Below are 16,430 nucleotides of genomic sequence, written 5' to 3' on the forward strand. Positions count from 1 at the left end.
GCGTAGCCGTGTCGCTTTGGAGAGTCACCGGTGCTCCGCTATCGTCCCCGCGCACGACGGGGGCGGCAGCAGGCGGATCATCGGGAGCGGCGTGAACGGCGTGAACACTTCGCAGGACGGGCGTCTCGGCGCGTTCCACGAGCAGCTGACCGTGGCCGACGGAGCGTGGACGCCGGGCCCCGCCGCCGGCCGGGCGTGGGCGGCGGGCCCGGCCGCCCACGCCCCGACCGTTGTCGACATCCCGCTCGCCGCACCGCCGCCGCCCGCGCCGCCCCGGCAGGGCCTCACCCGCGCCGATGCCCGGCGGGCCGCCAAGCGCCGCCGCCCCCGCGTCGCCGACCCGGAGAACCTCAAGCTGAGACGGCTCGTGCCCCAGGCCCTCGTCGTCGCCTTCCTGGCCGGCGGCACCACCGCGTTCGTCGCCCACGACAAGGCGGTCCGGCTCGACGTCGACGGCACCCCCCGCACCCTGCACACCTTCGCCGACGACGTCACCGAGCTCCTGGCGGACGAGGGCGTCACCGTCGGCGCCCACGACCGCGTCTCCCCGGCCCCCGGCGCCGAACTGGACCACGGCGACGAGGTCACCGTCCGCTACGGCCGCCCCGTCGACCTCACCCTCGACGGCCACCACCGCCGGGTCTGGACGACCGCCGACACCGTGGCCGGGGCCCTGCGCGAGTTCGGGGTCCGCGCCGAGGGGGCGTACCTCTCCGCCTCCCCCTCCGCCCGGATCGCCCGCACCGGCCTCACCCTCACCGTCCGCACCGAGCGCACCGTGACCTTCATGGCCGACGGCCAGGAACGCACCTTGCGCACCAACGCCGCCACCGTCGGCGAGGCCCTCGCCCAGGCGGGCATCACCCTGCACGGCCTGGACGCCACCTCCGTGGACCCCGCGAGCTTCCCGCGCGACGGCCAGACGGTCTCCGTGCTGCGGATCACCGACACCCGCGAGATGCACGAGGAGAGCGTCCCGTACGCCGTCGAACGGAGCGAGGACCCCGAGCTGTTCCGGGGCGTCGAGCGGGTGGAGCGGGCCGGCCGCAACGGCGTGCGCCGGGTCACGTACGCCGTCCGGACCGTCAACGGCGTACGGCAGACGCCCCGCAGGACCGGCGAGGAGCTGGTCCACCGGCCGGTCAGCCGCGTCGTGCGCACCGGCACCCGGCAGCGGCCCGCAGCTGTCACCGGCGCGGACGGGCTCAACTGGTCCGCGCTCGCCGCCTGCGAGTCCGGCGGGCGGCCCGGGGCGGTCGACCCGAGCGGGACGTACGGCGGGCTGTACCAGTTCGACACCCAGACCTGGCAGTCGCTGGGCGGCAGCGGGCGGCCCCAGGACGCGCCCGCCGCCGAGCAGACGTACCGGGCGAAGAAGCTCTACGTACAGCGGGGGGCGAGTCCGTGGCCGCACTGCGGCCGTAGGCTTACCGGGTGAGCAGCACAGAGCCCGACGCCCTCCTGGGCCCCGCAGACATCCGCGACCTGGCAGCGAAGCTGGGCGTACGCCCGACCAAGCAGCGCGGTCAGAACTTCGTCATCGACGCCAACACGGTCCGCCGCATCGTGCGCACCGCCGAGGTCCGCCCGGACGACACCGTCGTCGAGGTCGGCCCCGGGCTCGGCTCGCTGACCCTGGCGCTGCTGGAGGCGGCGGACCGGGTGGTCGCGGTGGAGATCGACGACGTGCTCGCGGCCGCGCTGCCCGCCACGGTCCAGGCCCGGATGCCGGAGCGCGCCGACCGGTTCGCCCTCGTCCACTCCGACGCGATGCTGGTCACCGAGCTGCCGGGCCCCGCGCCCACCGCGCTCGTCGCCAACCTCCCGTACAACGTGGCCGTCCCCGTCCTGCTCACCATGCTGGAGCGCTTCCCGAGCATCGAGCGGACCCTCGTCATGGTCCAGGCCGAGGTCGCCGACCGGCTGGCTGCCCGCCCCGGCAACAAGGTCTACGGCGTGCCGTCGGTGAAGGCCAACTGGTACGCGGAGGTCAAGCGCGCCGGGTCCATCGGCCGGACGGTCTTCTGGCCCGCCCCGAACGTCGACTCCGGCCTCGTCTCGCTCGTCCGTCGCACGGAGCCCATCGCCACCACCGCCACCCGCGCCGAGGTCTTCGCCGTCGTGGACGCGGCCTTCGCCCAGCGCCGCAAGACGCTCCGGGCCGCCCTCTCCGGCTGGGCGGGCTCCGCGCCCGCCGCCGAGGCCGCGCTGGTCGCCGCCGGGATCTCGCCGCAGGCGCGCGGGGAGGCGCTGACGGTGGAGGAGTTCGCGGCGATCGCGGAGAACAAGCCGGAGGTGTCGTCCCTGTGAGTGCTGTCCGTACGGGCGTCACCGTCCGCGTCCCCGCCAAGGTCAACGTCCAGCTCGCCGTGGGCGCCGCCCGCCCCGACGGCTTCCACGACCTGGCCAACGTCTTCCTCGCCGTCGGCCTGTACGACGAGGTCACCGCCACCCCCGCCGACGAGCTGCGCATCACCTGCTCCGGACCGGACGCCGCCCAGGTGCCTCTGGACCGGACGAATCTCGCCGCCCGGGCCGCCCTGGCGCTGGCCGAGCGGTACGGCGTCACACCCGCCGTCCACCTCCACATCGCCAAGGACATCCCGGTCGCGGGCGGCATGGCGGGCGGCAGCGCCGACGGGGCTGCCGCCCTGGTCGCGTGCGACGCCCTGTGGGGGACGGGCGCGAGCCGTGACGAGCTGCTGGCCATCTGCGCGGAGCTGGGCAGCGATGTGCCGTTCAGCCTGGTCGGCGGGGCCGCGCTCGGCACCGGACGGGGCGAGAAGCTGACCCCGATCGAGGTGGGCGGGGCCTTCCACTGGGTCTTCGCGGTGGCGGACGGGGGGCTGTCGACGCCTGCGGTGTACGGGGAGTTCGACCGGCTCACGGCAGGCGCCGATGTCCCCGAGCCGACCGCCTCGCCCGCGCTGCTGGCCGCCCTGCGCTCCGGCGACCCCGGCGCACTCGCGGGCGCCCTGAGCAACGATCTCCAGCCCGCCGCGCTCTCCCTGCGCCCTTCCCTCGCCGACACGCTGGCGGCGGGCACGGAGGCGGGGGCGCTGGCCGCGCTGGTCTCCGGATCCGGGCCGACGACGGCGTTCCTGGTCGCGGACGAGGCGGCGGCGCGCAAGGTGGCCGACGCGCTGCTGGCGTCGGGGACCTGCCGGAACGCGCGGGTGGCACCGGCGCCCGCGCGGGGCGCGCACGTGGTGACGGCGTCTTCGTGAGCCGCTGAGGGGGCGGGCGGCTCAGCGGCCCGTCGAACCGTCGATCAGTTCACGCAGGATGTCCGCGTGACCGGCATGCCGGCCGGTCTCCTCGATCATGTGGGCGAGCGCCCACCGGACGCTGGGCGCGGGCTTCCCCGGCTGCGGCCGGGGGACCGGTGCCGCCAGGTCGGCGCACCCGTCGAGGACGGCGTTCGCGCTCTCGACCGCCGTACGGTAGCGGGCGACGACCTCGGCCACGCTGTCCTCCGGCGCGGCCCGGAACGTCGCCTGCCAGTCGGCGACGCGCTCTCCGAGGAAGATCGCGCGCTCGACGTACGTCAGGTGGTTGAGCAGGCCGAGCAGGTTCGTCCCCGAGCGCACGGCGGCTGTGCGTACCTCCGGCTCGGGGGCGCCGTCGACCTTCGCGGCGACCGAGGTCCGCAGGTAGTCGAGGAACCCGCGCAGGGTCTCGGCCTCGCTGGTACCGGTCCGGGGCGGCGGGGTGTCACGGGTGGCCATCGGGTCCTCCTTCGCGCTGCGGGTGCGGGTGCGGGTTCGGGTGCGGGCGTCAGGCGGTGCGGCGGACTATGACCAGGACGTGGTCGGTGACCTCGGCGGTGGTGCCGTCCGGGCCGGTCGCGATGCGGCGAGGCGCGTCGGCGCGCTCGATCGTCCAGGTGGCCGGGTCGAGCGCGAGGCCTTCGGCGACCTCCTGCGGGCTCGGGTGGTACGCGTCGGGGTCCTGGTTCCACGACCAGGGGGCGGTCGAGCCGTGGTCGACGACCAGCAGCCGGCCGCCCGGCCGCAGCGCGTGGGCGGCCCGGCGCAGGACGGCCGCGCGGTCCAGTTCGTGCGGGGTGTGCAGATAGTGGGCGGTGACCAGGTCGAACCCGCCCTCGGGGCCCTCGGCGCCCTCCGGGCCCTCCGGGAAGGTCGCGCCCAGGTCGTGCCGCTCGGCGGTGACCCGGTCGCCCAGGCCGAGCGAGCGGGCCAGGGTGGTGAGCCTCTCGACCGCCACGGCCGAGACGTCGACGGCGGTGACCCGCCACCCCTGGCGCGCGAGCCACAACGTGTCGCCGCCCTCACCGCAGCCGAGCTCCAGCGCATCGCCGGGCGGCAGGCCGGTGACCGTCTCGGTGAGCCGGACGTTGGGCCGGGGGTCGGTGGCCACGGGCCGGGCGGCGTAGATGCCGTCCCAGGAGGTGCGGGCGTCGTCGGTGGTCAACGGAGGGCTCCTTCGGCCGGGACGCGCGCGGCAGGGCGCGCTGTCGGGTGTCCGCCCAGTGTGGTCACCGGCTGCCGCGATCCGCACGAGAACTTGCCGTACCGGCAAATCGCTCAGGATGCGGAGGACGGGTCGTTCTCCTCGTACAGGTAGCCGTTGAAGCTCGTCGTGCAGTCGCTGAAGTCCTGCGCGAGCCTGACCGTGACCGTGGTGGTGGCCGGGAGCGGGGCGCCGGGCCGAGGGCTGCTGTCGCAGATGTACCAGTCGTCGTGGTCCCGGGGGAGGGTGACGTCCTTGTGCTGGGCGGCGGCCGTCAGGCGGGCGGGGGACAGGTCCTGGCGACTGAAATCCGTCCGCGCCTGCTCGTAGGTCCTGCTGTGCAGGGCGGGCATGACCGCATCGGGTGGGGGCGCGGGAGCGGTCGAAGCGGTGGCCGGTGCCGTGGTCGTGGTCGTGGCCGGAGCTGTGGCCGGGGCCGTGGTTGTCGCGACGGTGGCGGGTGCGGTGGCCGGAGTGGCGTCGCCGGTCTGCGTGCCACCACCCGAGCATCCGGCCAGGGCGAGCACGCCGACGAGGACCGACGGGGCGAGGCGGCGAGGATTTGGCACCATGGTGGTACTCCGATCCGGGAAAGCGGTGAAAGGCGTCCGCACGCAACGGCGTTGACCGATTTACGGCGTCCCCTGCCCTTATCTCCTACCCCGTACCGGGACGGCCAACGGGGGCGCACCGGCGGCGTCATCCCGCGTACTCAGTCACCGAATTGAGTACGCGCACCCTCCCGCCGCACGCCCGCCCGCCGCGAACGTATGCGCATGGGATCACCAGTTCGCATACTCGCCGAGGCCACCCCCGACACCCGGGACCGCTACGTCGACCTGCTGCGCGTCGCCTCGCTCGCCGCGGTCGTGCTCGGCCACTGGCTGATGGCGGCCGTCACCCCGGACGGGGTCGGCAACCTGCTCGCCGTCGTCCCGGCGCTCCAGCCGCTGACCTGGCTGCTCCAGGTGATGCCGGTGTTCTTCTTCGTCGGCGGATTCGCGCACGCCCTCTCGTACCGCTCCCTGCTCCGCAAGCGCCCCGAGGGTTCCGCGGACTCCGTCTACGCGGCCTTTCTGCGGGCCCGGCTCCAGCGGTTGCTGCGCCCCACCATGGTCTTCGTCCTCGTCTGGGGCGTCGCGGCTCTCCTCATCCAGCTGCTCGGCGGGGGCGACGGGCTGACCGGTCTCACCTTGCGGCTGGTGACCCAGCCGCTCTGGTTCATCGGGATCTACCTGGCGATGGTGGCGTTCACCCCGCCGCTGCTGAGGCTGCACGAGCGGTACGGCTGGGGCGCGTTCGCCGGGCTCGCGGGTGCGGCGGCGGCCGTGGACGTCCTGCGGTTCGCGGCCGGAGTCCCGTACGTCGAGTTCCTCAACTTCGCCTTCGTCTGGCTCGCGGTCCACCAGCTCGGCTTCCTGCGCGCCGACGGCCGCCTCGGCGCCGGTCCCGGCCTCTCCGCCCTCCGCCGCCCCGCCCTGCTCGCCGGCGGCGGCCTGATCACCGCCGTGGCCCTGGTGGCGGCCGGTCCCTACCCGCTCTCCATGGTCGGGATGCCCGGCGAGAAGGTCAGCAACATGGCCCCGCCGACTCTCGCCCTGCTCTGCCACGGCCTCTGGCTGGTCGGCGCGGTCGAGCTGCTCCGCGCCCCCGCCGCCCGTCTCCTGGCCCGCCCCCGCGCCTGGCGCACGGTGGTGGCGGCCAACGGGGTGGCGATGACCGCGTTCCTCTGGCACCTCACGGCGATGCTCGGCGTGTACGGGGCGATGCTCGCCCTCGACGTCCCGCTCCCCGAACCCGCCACCGCCGCCTGGTGGGCCCAGACCCCGCTGCGCCTGGCGGTCGCCGCCGCGCTCACCGCCGTACTCGTCGCGGCCTTCCGCACCTTCGAACGCCCGGCTCCCGCCGCAGCCGTCCAAGGCCATGGCCCCCTCGCCGCCCTTGGCGCGACGCTCACCCTGCTCGGCGTCCTCGGCCTCTCCATGGTCGGCTTCGCCGGCCTGCTGGAGGGCCGCACGGCCCTGCTGATCGCGATCCCGGTCACCGCCCCGGCCGCCGTCGCGATGACGCTGTGCGGCTGGCTGCTGGTGGAGCGGGCGGGGCGGGGCCGGGGTGTGCGGTAGGCCTCGCCGCTGCCTACCTGCTCACCGCCCGCCGGCCGGCACCACCTCGTACGGTGCCGGCCCCCTGCTCCAGTCGGTCGATCGAAGCCAGCAGCCGACGCGCGTTCGCGGAATCGCGGAGAAGGTGAACGGTCTCCTTCAACGACGTGTACTCGGCCATGGGCAGGATCACCACGGACCCGTGCCCCTCCCGCGTCACGGCAACCGCCTCCCCGCCCCTGCCCACCGCGTCCACCGTCCCGGCGCAGTCCGCCAGGAATTCCCCGCAGGTCATCGTGCGCATGGCCACCTCTCTGTTCACCGGTCTGTTCACCGGCATCATTCGGCATGGTGCGCCGGAGCGCCGGTGCCGTCGAGGCCGCAGGACCGGCCCGCCGTCGCCGCGCCGTACCCTGGGAAGGTCGATCAACCCCCTGGGCAGGAGTGAAATGGCCGTCAATCTGGTCAATGTCGAGCAGGTCAGCAAGGTGTACGGCACCCGTGCCCTGCTCGACGGTGTATCCCTCGGAGTGTCCGAGGGCGACCGGATCGGTGTCGTCGGCCGCAACGGTGACGGCAAGACGACCCTCATCCGGATGCTCGCCAAGCTGGAGGACGCGGACACCGGCCGCGTCACCCACAACGGCGGGCTGCGGCTCGGCGTCCTCACCCAGCACGACTCCCTGGATCCGGCGAAGACCATCCGCCAGGAGGTCATCGGCGATCTCGCCGACCACGAGTGGGCGGGCAGCGCCAAGATCCGCGACGTGCTCACCGGGCTCTTCGGCGGGCTCGCCCTCCCCGGCTTCGAGCACGGGCTCGACACCGTGATCGCCCCGCTCTCCGGCGGTGAGCGCCGCCGTATCGCGCTGGCGAAGCTCCTCATCGACGAGCAGGACCTGATCGTCCTCGACGAGCCCACCAACCACCTCGACGTCGAGGGCATCTCCTGGCTCGCCGGACACCTGCGGACCCGGCGCTCGGCGCTCGTCTGCGTCACCCACGACCGGTGGTTCCTGGACCAGGTCTGCACCCGCATGTGGGACGTCCAGCGGGGCACCGTCCACGAGTACGAGGGCGGCTACAGCGACTACGTCTTCGCCCGCGCCGAGCGTGAGCGGATCGCCGCGACCGAGGAGTCCAAGCGGCAGAACCTCATGCGCAAGGAGCTGGCCTGGCTGCGCCGCGGCGCCCCCGCCCGTACCTCCAAGCCGCGCTACCGCATCGAGGCCGCCAACGAGCTCATCGCCGATGTGCCGCCGCCGCGTGACACCAGCGAGCTGATGAAGTTCGCCAACGCCCGCCTCGGCAAGACCGTCTTCGACCTGGAGGACGTCACCGTCCAGGCCGGGCCCAAGACCCTCCTCACCCACCTCACCTGGCAGCTCGGCCCCGGCGACCGCGTCGGCCTGGTCGGCGTCAACGGCGCGGGCAAGACCTCGCTGCTGCGGGCGCTGGCCGAGGCCGCCCGTACGCAGGGCGACGAGCAGCCCGCCGCCGGGAAGGTCGTCGTCGGCAAGACCGTCAAGCTCGCCTACCTCTCCCAGGAGGTCTCCGAGCTCAACCCGAACCTCCGGGTCCTGGAGGCCGTCCAGCAGGTCCGCGACCGGGTCGACCTCGGCAAGGGCCGCGAGATGACGGCGGGCCAGCTCTGCGAGCAGTTCGGGTTCACCAAGGAGAAGCAGTGGACGCCCGTCGGCGACCTCTCCGGCGGTGAGCGCCGCCGGCTCCAGATCCTGCGGCTGCTGATGGACGAGCCCAACGTCCTCTTCCTCGACGAGCCCACCAACGACCTCGACATCGAGACCCTCACCCAGCTGGAGGACCTCCTCGACGGCTGGCCCGGGTCGATGATCGTGATCTCCCACGACCGGTTCTTCATCGAGCGCACCACCGACAAGGTCATGGCCCTCCTCGGCGACCGCGCCCTGCGCATGCTGCCGCGCGGCATCGACGAGTACCTGGAGCGCAGGCAGCGGATGGAGGAGCAGGCCACCCCCTCCGCCGCCGCCGCGCCCCGTTCGTCCGGAGCCCCCGCCGCCGCACCCGCCGTCTCCGCGCAGGAGGCCCGCGCCGCGAAGAAGGAGCTCCAGAAGGTCGAGCGGCAGCTCGACAAGCTCTCGACCCGGGAGACCGCGCTGCACAAGCAGATCGCGGACAACGCCACCGACTTCGAGAAGGTCGCGGGGCTCGACGCCGAACTCCGCGAACTCGTCACCGAGCGCGACGAGCTGGAGATGCGCTGGCTGGAGCTGGCCGAGGACGCCTGAGAGCGGGGCGTCGTGGAGGGCGGTTCGAGCGGCGCCCGCCTCGGTGACTGACCGTCACTTTGCGCCGGTCGTAACGGGCGCATCACAACGCGGTTCTCCCTTGGGAACAGGGGGCGGACCGATCCGGTGTTCGACAGCGGGTGGGTGGTACAAAGAAGCCCCGCCCGACTGTCGTAACACCGCGGAAGCCATGCCCGATTCGCTCCTTTCCGGGGGGATTTGAACCCTCCCGGAATCGCGGGGGAGACCGGATCGGGCACCGGCCCGCACGAAGGGGGACGCGCTGATGAGCCAGCCGCCCAGCCAGCAACCGCCGCAGGGGGGCTTCGGAGCTCCGCAGGAGCCGCCGCAGGGGACTCCTCAGCCGCCGCAGGACCAGCCGCCGCAGCCGCAGGACCAGCCGCAGCCGTCCCTGGCCAAGCAGCCGCCGCAGGCTCCGGCGGGTCCGCCCGCCCAGCCGCCGCAGGTCCCGGCCGCCGGTCAGCCCCAGCCCCCGGCAGGACCGCCGCAGACGCCGCCCCCGGGCGGCCCGGCGTACGGCTACCCGCAGACACCCCCGGCCCCGCAGCCCGGCTACGGCTACCCCCAGGCACCGGGACAGGCCCCCGGCCAGGCACCGGGACAGGCACCGAGCCAGGCCCCCGGCCCGTACGGCCAGCAGACCCCCGGCCAGGCACCCGGCCCCTACGGCCAGCAGGCCTCCGGCCCGTACGGTCAGCAGCCCGGCCCCTACGGACAGCCCGGCCCCGGCGGCTACGGCCAGCCGGCTCCCGGCCCCTACGGCCAGCCCGCGCAGCCCGGTTACGGCTACCCGCAGCAGCAGTACCCCGGCGCCCCCGCCCCGGGCGGAACCGGCGGATCCGGCGGCAGCGGCGGCCCCTTCAAGGGGAAGACCGGCATCCTCGCCGCGGCGGCCGTCGCCGTCGTCCTGCTCGTCGGCGCGGGCGCCTGGTACGTGGTGAGCGACAGCGGCGACGACCCCAAGAAGCCCGTCGCGGGCCCCAGCGAGGACGCCAAGGGGTCCGAGGAGCCCACCGCCTCCCCCTCCGTCGACGAGGGCGACGGCACCGGCGACGGCCGGGAGACGGACGACGACCTCAACGCCGGGCGCAAGCCGGGCGAGGCCAAGGTCGCCTGGCTCCAGAAGAACGAGGTCGACCTCCCGCGCGACGGCGACGAGATCCGCGGCCCCTGGTTCGTCGGCGACACCGTGGTCACGGCCCTGTACCGCGGGATCTCCGGCTACTCGGTCGCCGACGGCAAGAAGAAGTGGACCGTCGCGCTCCCCGCCGACATCTGCGCCGCCCCCAACACGACCTCCCCCGATGGCAAGCTCGTCATCGGCATCCAGAACGGCACCACCGAGCGGTCCAAGTGCTCCGTGATGCAGATGATCGACCTCAACACCGGCAAGGCCGGCTGGAAGTCCGAGGTCAAGAAGAACGGCGCCTTCGACCTGATCTCCGACATCGGCCTCGCGATCAGCGGGAACACGGTCACCGCAGGGCGGACCAGCTACTCCAGCGCCTACCGGGTCAGCGACGGCAAGCAGCTGTTCGGCACCCCCGACAGCAACTGCCGGACCTTCGCCTTCGCCGGCGGTCCGAAGCTGATCGCCGCCGCCAACTGCCGTAACGACGACGTCGACAACCCGCAGCACCAGCTGCAGGAGCTGGACCCGGTCACCGGCAAGGCCAAGTGGACCTACCAGCCGCCGCGCGGCTGGGAGATCAAGAAGACCTACTCGGTGAGCCCGCTCGTGGTCTCGCTGGAGAACAGGAAGAAGAAGCAGTGGTCGGTGGCCGCGTTCACCGACAACGGCAAGCTCCGTTCCCAGCTGAGCCCGGCCAAGGGTGACCTGGTCACCGCCAACTGCGGCGGCCTGCTCGGCAGCATCTTCGGCCAGCAGCTCGAAGGGTGTTCCGGGGTCGCCGCCGACGCCAACACCTTCTACATGGCCACCAAGACCGACACCACCGGCTCCGACCGGACCAACAAGGTCGTCGCCTTCGACCTGAACACCGGCAAGCCCAAGTGGACGGCGCCCGCACCGGCCGGGCGCACCGTGAGCCCGATCGGGATGGACGGCGGCAAGGTGCTGCTCTACGCGGAACCCCGCTACGACAAGGCCGGCGCCATCCTCACCCTCCCGCCGGCGGGCGGCTCCACCAGCGTCCTGCTCCAGCACCCGGAGGGGACCAACCGGATCGAGAACAGCCTCTTCGGGGGCCTGAACACCGTGTACCGGGACGGCCGCTCCTTCCTCTTCCCCAAGCGCATCACCGGCCGCGACGACGGCGAGATGGAGCAGGCGACGGCGCTGGTGTTCTCCAAGTGACCGTTCCCCACGGCATCCGCAGGCAGCCGGCCCCTGACGGCCGGACGCGACCCCGCCCCCACACATCCCCCGAGGTACGTACACGATGACCCAGCCGCCGCAGCAGCCACCCAACGAGCCCCAGCCGCCGAACCAGCCGTCCGGCCAGCCGTCGGACCAGTCCCCGGCAGGACCCCCGGCAGGCCCGCCCTCCGGCGGATTCGGGGCCCCGCAGGACCCGCCGCCCGGTGGGTTCGGTGAGCCGACCCCGCCGCCCGCGGACCCCTTCGCCAAGCAGCCCCCGCCCGCGGCCCCGCCCACCCCGCCCGCCGGCGGCTACGGCGCACCGCAGCCCGGCTACCCGACCCCGCCGGCCCCGCAGCCCAACGGATACGGCTACCCGCAGGCCCAGCAGCCCGGCTACCCGCAGGGAGCCCCCGGCCAGCCGGGTCAGCCGGGCTACCCGGGCCAGCCCGGCTACCAGGGCCAGCCCGGTCAGCCCGGCATGCCGCAGCAGGGCTACGGCTACCCCACCCAGCCGATGTACGGCGCCCCGCAGCCCGGCCCGGGCGGTGGCGGCCCCGGCGGCCCCGGCGGTGGCAAGAAGTTCTCCACCCAGATGCAGATCATCGTCGCCGCGGCCGTCGCCGTGGTGCTGATCATCGGCGCGGCCGTCGTCTACACCTCCACCAAGGACGACGGCGACCAGGGCAACCAGGCGTCCACGTCCGGCTCCACCGGCGGCGGCGAGGGCAAGGGCGGCGAGGGCAAGGACGGCGGCCTGGCCGGCGGCAGCGAGAAGGCCCCCGCCAACACCGGCTCCAAGGTCGCCTTCCAGCTCCCGCAGCCGGAGGTCGCCGACGTCACCTCGGTCAAGGGCTCCTGGCTCACCGACAAGGCGTACGTGAAGTCCGGCGTCAACGAGGTCGTCGCGTACGACCGGGACAAGGGCACCAAGCTCTGGTCCCTGCCGGTCCCCGCCGAGGTCTGCGGCGCCTCCCGCCACATGACGAAGGACTTCAAGGCGGCGATCCTCTTCAAGGAGGGCAAGCCGACCAAGGAGAAGAAGTACCCCGCCTGCAACCAGGTCGGCGCCGTCGACCTGGCTTCCGGCAAGCTCCTGTGGAGCAAGTCCGTCACCTCCGCCACCGGCGGCGACCGGCCGGTCCAGTTCGACGAGGTCACGCTCAGCGGGACCACCGTCGCGGCCGGCGGCACCTCCGGCGGCGCGGCCTTCAAGCTTACGAGCGGCGCCGAGCTCTGGAAGCCCAAGGTCAGCGCCGACCGCTGCTACGACATGGGGTACGGGGGCGGCGAAGCCCTCGCCGTGGTGCGCAAGTGCGGTTCGTACGACAGCCCGCAGCTCCAGATCCAGGCGCTCAACCCGGCGACCGGCGCACCGCTCTCCTCGTACCAGATGCCCGCCGGCGTCGACTACGCGTCCATCGTCTCCACCAAGCCGCTGGTGGTCGCGGCCAACGTCGGCGACACCGCCAACGACGGCAGTGCCATCTCCGACTTCTTCTCGATCGACGCGGCGACCGGCAAGCTGATCGTGCGGATCTCCGCCGACGCGGAGAAGTACGCGGCCCGCTGCGGCTCCACCGACGTCGAGAGCTGCCGTGGGGCGGTCGTCGGCAACAACCGGCTCTACCTGCCGACCGAGGACCACGACGGTACGAGCGAGTACGGCGACACCAACGAGGTCGTCGCCTTCGACCTCACCACCGGCAAGCTGCTCGGCGGCCGGGCCGACGCGGGTGACCGCTACAGCCTGACCCCGCTCCGGATGGACGGCACCAACGTCATCGCGTACAAGCGGCCTCCGTACGACAAGGGCGGCCAGGTCGTCTCCATCGACGGGGAGACCTTCAAGCAGACGCTGCTGATGGAGAACCCGAGCGACGAGTCGGTGCGGGACGCGGAGACCGCGTTCACCGCCGACCGCTCCGAGGTCCTCTACGCCGAGGGCCGCCTCTTCTTCTCCAAGCAGCTGATCAGCGAGCGCCGCGACAGCCAGGCGGACGAGAAGCTCTACCTCGCGGTGGCCTTCCGCACGGACTGACACCCAGCCCAACCCAGCCCAACGCACGGACCAGCCCTGCCAGTCGATCACCGACTGGCAGGGCTGATCGTTTTCCGACCCCGGTACCGCCCTCAAGTGGCCGTCAATGACGCAGAATCCGGCACCCCGGGAAGCTTCTCCCCCGTAAGGGGCACACGCCGTCGAACAAGCGTGTACGTTGCCGGGTCAGGAGCCCGGGGGGCCGGTATCCAGGGCATACACGGGCACTTGGAGCTTGAACGATGAGCGTGCGGCTCATGGTGGTCGATGATCACCGCCTGCTCGCCGAGGCACTCGCCTCGGCGCTGAAACTGCGCGGGCACCGGGTGCTCGCGGCGGCCGCCCCGACGTCCGGGTCGGCGGAGCTGGTGGTCAGCCGGGCCCCGGAGGTCTGCCTCTTCGGTACGGCGTCGCCCGCCGCGCCGGGGGTCTTCGACCCGATCACGCGCATCGTCCAGGAGCGCCCGCAGGTGGCCGTGGTGGTCCTCGGGCCGGTGCCGAGCCCGCGCGGGATCGCCGCGGCCTTCGCGGCCGGGGCGGCGGGGTACGTCCGGCACGACGAGCGCATCGAGGGCGTCGAGCGGGCGATGCTGAAGGCGCGGGCGGGGGAGAGCGCTGTTGCCCCGCAGCTGCTTCAGGGCGCCTTCGCCGAGCTGCTCAACCCGGCGGTCCAGCCCGACGACGAGGGCCGCCGGCTGCTCCAGATGCTGACCCCGCGCGAGGCGGAGGTCCTGGTCCGGGTCGCCGAGGGCGAGGACACCCGGCTGATCGCGGCCGGGATGCGGATCGCCCCGAGCACCGCCCGTACGCATGTCCAGCGGGTCCTGATGAAGCTGGGCGTCGGCTCCCGGCTGGAGGCGGCCGCCCTCGCGGCCCGTACGGGGCTGCTGGACCGGGCGGTGGCGGACGGCGGGACGCGGCAGGGGCCGTACGTTCCCGGACAGCGCGGGTGACGTACGGCCCCCGAGGGCGTCAGGGCAGGCGACGGGTCAGCCCGCGTCGGTCTCCTCGACCGGAGCGACCGGCGCCTCCGCCGGGCGGAGCTTCATCCAGATGAGGAAGAACAGGCCGAGCGCCAGCATCGCGAGGCCGGTCCACAGGTTGATGTGGACGCCCTCGGCCTTCTTCAGGTCGGCATCGGACGGGCTGATTCCGGCGATGGTGACGATCACCCCGTAGACCACGAACAGGCCGCCGATGATGCGCCGGATGTCGAAGAGACGGGCGGCGGTCGCGGACTTGCGCTCCAGTTCGGAGACTTCCTTGTGCAGGTCGGACATGGTGGGTTCCTCCGATCGGAAGTATCAGAACGAGTACGGGATGTAGCACGCGGCGGCGAGCACGATCGCGCCCCAGCCGAGCAGCGCGGGCTTGCGGTACCAGGCCTTGTCGGCCTCCTCCAGCGCCTCGTCGGGGTCCGGGGACTCGGTCCCGTACACCAGACCGGCCAGCTCCGCGTCGGGCTTCGGCGCTGTGAAGAGCGTGACGACGACCATGACGACGGCCCCGGCGACGAACCCGACGATCGCGGAGACGAAGTTGGCGCCCTGGTCGGACGGGATGTCGATGACCCCGCCCTTGTAGATCCAGAAGTAGTTGACCATCGCGGCGCCGGTACCCGCGATCAGCCCCCAGACACCGGACTTCATGGAAGCGCGCTTCCAGAACATTCCGATGATGAAGACGACGAACATCGGCACGTTGAAGAACGAGAACAGCGTCTGCAGGTAGCTCATGATGTTCGAGAAGCTCGCCGCGATGAACGCCGTGCCGATCGAGGCCAGCACCCCGATCGCCGTGATCAGACGGCCGAACTTCAGGTAGTACGTGTCCGGCTTGCCCTTCACCACGTACCGCTGCCAGATGTCCGTCGTGAACACCGTGTTGAACGAGGACACGTTGGCCGCCATGCCCGCCATGAACGCGGCGAGCAGACCCGTCACCGCGATGCCGAGCACCCCGTTGGGCAGCAGCTCCTGCATCAGCAGCGGGATCGCGTCGTTGTACGTGAGGTCCGAGTCCGGGGTGCCGATCTGGGGCACGATCACGGCCGCGACCAGGCCCGGGATCATCACCGCGAAGACGATGAAGATCTTCGGGAAGGCGGCGATCAGCGGGGTGCGCTTGGCGGCGGAGAGGTTCTTCGCGGACAGGGCGCGCTGCACCTCGGCGAAGTTCGTCGTCCAGTAGCCGAAGGAGAGCACGAAGCCGAGGCCGAGGATGATCGTCAGCCAGTTGGCGCCGAGCGGGTTGGCGTCACCGATGCCGGTGCCGCCCCAGGCCGTCATGAAGTCGCCGCCGTGCTGCTTGGTCAGCGACTCGCTCATGGCGTCCCAGCCGCCGACCCGCTTGAGACCGAGCACGGTGATCGGGATCAGCGCGGCGAGGATCACGAAGAACTGGAGCACCTCGTTGTAGATCGCCGAGGAGAGGCCGCCGATGGTGATGTAGATCAGCACGAACAGGCCCGCGACGACGATCGCGACCCACTGCGGCCAGCCGAGGAGCGCCTCCACGACGATCGACAGGGCGTAGAGGTTGACGCCCGCGATGAGGATCGCCGCGAAGGCGAAGAGTATGGAGCTCAGCAGGTGCGCGGACTTGTCGAACCGCTGGAGCAGGAACTCCGGTACGGAGCGCACCTTGGAGCGGTAGTAGAACGGCATCATCACCAGGCCGAGGAAGACCATGGCGGGGATGGCGCCGATCCAGTACCAGTGGACCACCGCGACGCCGTACTGCGCGCCGGTCGCCGCCATGCCGAGGATCTCGGTGGCACCGAGATTCGCCGCGACGAAGGCGAGACCGGTCACCCAGGCGGGCAGGGACCGTCCGGAGAGGAAGAAGTCGAGACTCGTCTTCACACTCGCACGGGCCGCGAAGCCGATGCCGAGGACGACGACGAAGTAGATCGCCAGGATGGCGTAGTCGAGCCCGTTCGTGGGGAGACGGAGCCCTTCGGCCAGTGTCTGCATGGGGGGTACCCGCTTCGTTGCGCGAACTGAACCCGACGGAACTTACGCCTCTGTGTTCGCTAAATGAACAGTTTCGTTGGTCTTCTTTGTTCGATCGTGATCGAGTGCGGTGGAATGTCCGGGTATGCCGCGCGTCAGTGTTACGGGCGGCCTGCGCGAGCGGTGCCGGAGGGCGTGCGGGGGGTGTGCGCGGGGCGCACCGGCGGCCGCCATTGACGAGGGTGTTCG

14 protein-coding genes are annotated in these 16,430 nt (G+C 72.5%); 8 read left to right on the top strand and 6 right to left on the bottom strand.

Going from position 1 to position 16,430, the window contains the following annotated elements; translation table 11 throughout:
* Positions 1 to 91: 91 nt before the first annotated feature.
* Genes IF17_RS0122005 through IF17_RS0122015 form a run of 3 tightly spaced genes read left to right on the top strand, consistent with a single transcriptional unit; the run spans position 92 to position 3,227 of the window.
* Positions 92 to 1,438 (top strand): resuscitation-promoting factor, encoded by a 1,347-nt coding sequence (locus IF17_RS0122005; RefSeq protein WP_030568541.1) that lies wholly within the window; start codon positions 92 to 94, stop codon positions 1,436 to 1,438.
* Entirely contained in the window at positions 1,435 to 2,310 is an 876-nt protein-coding gene (gene rsmA / locus IF17_RS0122010; RefSeq protein ID WP_030568543.1) for a 16S rRNA (adenine(1518)-N(6)/adenine(1519)-N(6))-dimethyltransferase RsmA, read from the top strand. The genes IF17_RS0122005 and rsmA overlap by 4 nt, the downstream gene beginning before the upstream one ends.
* Positions 2,307 to 3,227, top strand: coding sequence for a 4-(cytidine 5'-diphospho)-2-C-methyl-D-erythritol kinase (locus tag IF17_RS0122015; RefSeq protein WP_030568545.1), 921 nt, complete (start codon positions 2,307 to 2,309; stop codon positions 3,225 to 3,227). The genes rsmA and IF17_RS0122015 overlap by 4 nt, the downstream gene beginning before the upstream one ends.
* A 21-nt stretch (positions 3,228 to 3,248) precedes the next feature.
* Here the strand turns inward: IF17_RS0122015 and IF17_RS0122020 are convergent, their stop codons facing one another.
* From IF17_RS0122020 to IF17_RS1000000137955, 3 genes are all read right to left on the bottom strand, one after another.
* Positions 3,249 to 3,728, bottom strand: coding sequence for a DinB family protein (locus IF17_RS0122020; protein ID WP_030568547.1), 480 nt, complete (start codon positions 3,726 to 3,728; stop codon positions 3,249 to 3,251).
* A gap of 49 nt (positions 3,729 to 3,777) precedes the next feature.
* The gene (locus tag IF17_RS0122025) at positions 3,778 to 4,434 is read right to left on the bottom strand and encodes a class I SAM-dependent methyltransferase (protein WP_030568549.1); all 657 of its coding nucleotides are present in this window, start codon (positions 4,432 to 4,434) and stop codon (positions 3,778 to 3,780) included.
* A 113-nt stretch (positions 4,435 to 4,547) separates the two neighbouring features.
* A complete protein-coding gene (locus IF17_RS1000000137955; RefSeq protein WP_078615991.1) occupies positions 4,548 to 5,045 on the bottom strand; it encodes a hypothetical protein in 498 nt (165 codons plus the stop codon).
* 204 nt (positions 5,046 to 5,249) lie between these two features.
* Between IF17_RS1000000137955 and IF17_RS0122035 the strand changes: the two genes are divergently transcribed.
* On the top strand, positions 5,250 to 6,596 hold the full coding sequence (locus tag IF17_RS0122035) for an acyltransferase family protein (protein WP_030568553.1): 1,347 nt from the start codon (positions 5,250 to 5,252) through the stop codon (positions 6,594 to 6,596).
* Between the two features lie 13 nt (positions 6,597 to 6,609).
* On the opposite strand, the gene IF17_RS0122040 is transcribed toward IF17_RS0122035, so the two are convergent.
* Entirely contained in the window at positions 6,610 to 6,879 is a 270-nt protein-coding gene (locus IF17_RS0122040; protein ID WP_030568556.1) for a type II toxin-antitoxin system Phd/YefM family antitoxin, read from the bottom strand.
* A 145-nt stretch (positions 6,880 to 7,024) separates the two neighbouring features.
* Between IF17_RS0122040 and IF17_RS0122045 the strand changes: the two genes are divergently transcribed.
* From IF17_RS0122045 to IF17_RS0122060, 4 genes are all read left to right on the top strand, one after another.
* Positions 7,025 to 8,845: an ABC-F family ATP-binding cassette domain-containing protein gene (locus tag IF17_RS0122045; RefSeq protein WP_030568558.1), complete on the top strand. Its 1,821-nt coding sequence runs from the start codon at positions 7,025 to 7,027 to the stop codon at positions 8,843 to 8,845.
* A gap of 286 nt (positions 8,846 to 9,131) precedes the next feature.
* The gene (locus IF17_RS0122050) at positions 9,132 to 11,183 is read left to right on the top strand and encodes an outer membrane protein assembly factor BamB family protein (protein WP_030568560.1); all 2,052 of its coding nucleotides are present in this window, start codon (positions 9,132 to 9,134) and stop codon (positions 11,181 to 11,183) included.
* A gap of 85 nt (positions 11,184 to 11,268) precedes the next feature.
* Complete coding sequence (locus tag IF17_RS0122055; protein WP_030568561.1) at positions 11,269 to 13,227, top strand: outer membrane protein assembly factor BamB family protein; 1,959 nt, start codon at positions 11,269 to 11,271, stop codon at positions 13,225 to 13,227.
* Positions 13,228 to 13,469: 242 nt separating this feature from the next.
* Complete coding sequence (locus IF17_RS0122060) at positions 13,470 to 14,180, top strand: helix-turn-helix transcriptional regulator (RefSeq protein ID WP_030568562.1); 711 nt, start codon at positions 13,470 to 13,472, stop codon at positions 14,178 to 14,180.
* Positions 14,181 to 14,216: 36 nt separating this feature from the next.
* Here IF17_RS0122060 and IF17_RS0122065 read toward each other — a convergent pair whose 3' ends face one another.
* Positions 14,217 to 14,507, bottom strand: coding sequence for a hypothetical protein (locus tag IF17_RS0122065; RefSeq protein ID WP_030568563.1), 291 nt, complete (start codon positions 14,505 to 14,507; stop codon positions 14,217 to 14,219).
* Between the two features lie 24 nt (positions 14,508 to 14,531).
* The gene (locus IF17_RS0122070) at positions 14,532 to 16,202 is read right to left on the bottom strand and encodes a sodium:solute symporter family protein (protein ID WP_030568565.1); all 1,671 of its coding nucleotides are present in this window, start codon (positions 16,200 to 16,202) and stop codon (positions 14,532 to 14,534) included.
* Positions 16,203 to 16,430 lie beyond the last annotated feature (228 nt).

It is taken from the genome of Streptomyces cyaneofuscatus (assembly GCF_000718135.1).
Lineage (GTDB): Bacteria > Actinomycetota > Actinomycetes > Streptomycetales > Streptomycetaceae > Streptomyces > Streptomyces cyaneofuscatus.

Coding starts and splice junctions, on each gene's coding strand:
- IF17_RS0122020 (WP_030568547.1), bottom strand. CDS start 3,728: ATGGCCACCCGTGACACCCCGCCGCCCCGGACCGGTACCAGCGAGGCC.
- IF17_RS1000000137955 (WP_078615991.1), bottom strand. CDS start 5,045: ATGGTGCCAAATCCTCGCCGCCTCGCCCCGTCGGTCCTCGTCGGCGTG.
- IF17_RS0122035 (WP_030568553.1), top strand. CDS start 5,250: ATGGGATCACCAGTTCGCATACTCGCCGAGGCCACCCCCGACACCCGG.
- IF17_RS0122040 (WP_030568556.1), bottom strand. CDS start 6,879: ATGCGCACGATGACCTGCGGGGAATTCCTGGCGGACTGCGCCGGGACG.
- IF17_RS0122045 (WP_030568558.1), top strand. CDS start 7,025: ATGGCCGTCAATCTGGTCAATGTCGAGCAGGTCAGCAAGGTGTACGGC.
- IF17_RS0122050 (WP_030568560.1), top strand. CDS start 9,132: ATGAGCCAGCCGCCCAGCCAGCAACCGCCGCAGGGGGGCTTCGGAGCT.
- IF17_RS0122055 (WP_030568561.1), top strand. CDS start 11,269: ATGACCCAGCCGCCGCAGCAGCCACCCAACGAGCCCCAGCCGCCGAAC.
- IF17_RS0122060 (WP_030568562.1), top strand. CDS start 13,470: ATGAGCGTGCGGCTCATGGTGGTCGATGATCACCGCCTGCTCGCCGAG.
- IF17_RS0122065 (WP_030568563.1), bottom strand. CDS start 14,507: ATGTCCGACCTGCACAAGGAAGTCTCCGAACTGGAGCGCAAGTCCGCG.
- IF17_RS0122070 (WP_030568565.1), bottom strand. CDS start 16,202: ATGCAGACACTGGCCGAAGGGCTCCGTCTCCCCACGAACGGGCTCGAC.